1 pseudogene is annotated in these 230 nt (G+C 47.8%); it reads left to right on the top strand.

What is annotated here, in order from left to right:
• A pseudogene (locus tag AAEY88_RS15730) lies at positions 1-230 on the top strand (peptide transporter); the annotation flags it as partial.

Genomic DNA, 230 nt, shown 5'->3' with positions numbered 1-230 from the left:
CGGTAAGACTACCATCGCAACGCATTTGGCTCGTGGCTTACAGCTAAAAGGCCATAGTGTTTTGTTGGTGGATAGTGACCAGCAGGGCAGTGCGCGTGACTGGAGAGCAGTTGATGAAGACAATCCGGTACCGGTGATTGGGCTCGATAGACCAACACTTGATAAAGATTTAAAAAACGTCTCTGATAAAGATTATGTGGTGATCGATGGATCGCCGCAAGCTACTAGTC

Source organism: Psychrobacter sp. CAL346-MNA-CIBAN-0220 (assembly GCF_040309805.1).
Taxonomy (GTDB): domain Bacteria; phylum Pseudomonadota; class Gammaproteobacteria; order Pseudomonadales; family Moraxellaceae; genus Psychrobacter.
Note: the sequence above shows the minus strand (reverse complement) of the source record. Positions and strands in the feature narration are given on the sequence as shown.